Raw genomic sequence first — 1,201 nt, forward strand, 5'->3', positions numbered from 1 at the left:
GCAACGCTCCGCCGGCGGGCATCGCCGCTACTCCCGCTACCAGCTGCGCCTCGCCGCCCGCGCCCGCGAACTCATGGACTCCGGCACCCCGCTGGAGGCGGCGTGCCGGATCATCATCCTCGAAGACCAACTCGCCGAAGCCCGCGAGATCAACGCCAAACTCACCGGACTGGACTGACCCCACCGGCATGCCCGCCGGGAGGGAAATCCCCCAGGTCCGGTCGTGGCCGGTCACCGCTGGATCAGATACCGGCGTGCCGGTCGAGTTCGGCCCACACGGTTTTCCCGCCGTCGCGGTAGTCGGTTCCCCACCGGGTCGCGAGCTGCGCGACCAACAGCAGCCCGCGCCCGCCCGTGTGGTCGGGGTCCCGGACCCGCGCCGGGGCGGGCGAGGCGTCGTCCACCTCGACCCGGAATCGGCCGCGGCCGTCGATCATCAGCCGGCAGGTGCGCGGGGAGCGGGCATGGCGGCAGGCGTTGCTCACCAGCTCATCGCTGACCTGCACCGCGTCGCAGACCTCGATACCGGGACAAGGACCTACCAGGTGGTGTACCTCGGCCCGCACCTGCGCCGCCGGCGCCATCTCGAGGTCCACCTCGACAACCATGCCGCCCGGTCCCTGACCGCAGTGGACCGGATCCGAAGTCATCACACCCACTGCGGCTCCTCCTCCCGCTTCAGTGAGCACCCCGCACCCCGCGGCCGCCGCTCCTACTGGGCCCCGCTTACCCGCCACCCACCGACGGAAACCACACAGCGCCCGGGACTCGGGTCGCCGCGATCAGCCCTGCGGCGGGTGACCTGCCGGGCAGCGTTGCTCGAGACAGGTCGGGCGAACCTCGGTCGATTCGATGTCACCAAGCCAGAGGGAGCTGACTGCTCAACCCCCTCCAGCACCCCGGTACTAGCTGTTGCGGGTCGTGACGTTGGTGACGCGGGGTGTGGGGTGAGCTGAAAGGGGCGGTTCTTTCGGCGGCAGGATGTGAAGCGCCAACCACACGTCCGTCCGCGAGTGAAAGAACCGCCGTGTCTCACCGTAATGCCCCACTCACGATCGAGGGCCGCCACCGGCTCGTGCACCGCTGCCGAAACCGCCCGATCGCTCATGTTGCCGCCGAGATGGGTATTTCCCGCCAATGTGCATCGAAGTGGGTCAACAGGTTCCGCCGCTTCGGCGAGCTCGGCCTGCTCGATCGACCC

2 protein-coding genes and 1 pseudogene are annotated in these 1,201 nt (G+C 69.6%); 2 read left to right on the forward strand and 1 reads right to left on the reverse strand.

The features are described from left to right. A pseudogene (locus ON38_RS38065) lies at positions 1–178 on the forward strand (MerR family transcriptional regulator); the annotation flags it as partial. A 64-nt stretch (positions 179–242) separates the two neighbouring features. Here ON38_RS38065 and ON38_RS36810 read toward each other — a convergent pair. Next, the gene (locus ON38_RS36810; protein ID WP_051164759.1) at positions 243–650 is read right to left on the reverse strand and encodes an ATP-binding protein; all 408 of its coding nucleotides are present in this window, start codon (positions 648–650) and stop codon (positions 243–245) included. Between the two features lie 377 nt (positions 651–1,027). On the opposite strand from ON38_RS36810, the gene ON38_RS34920 reads away from it, so the two are divergent. Then, on the forward strand, positions 1,028–1,201 hold a 174-nt coding region (locus ON38_RS34920; RefSeq protein WP_157181779.1), incomplete at its 3' end, for a helix-turn-helix domain-containing protein.

Source organism: Nocardia testacea NBRC 100365, from assembly GCF_000308775.1.
GTDB classification, from domain to species: domain Bacteria; phylum Actinomycetota; class Actinomycetes; order Mycobacteriales; family Mycobacteriaceae; genus Nocardia; species Nocardia testacea.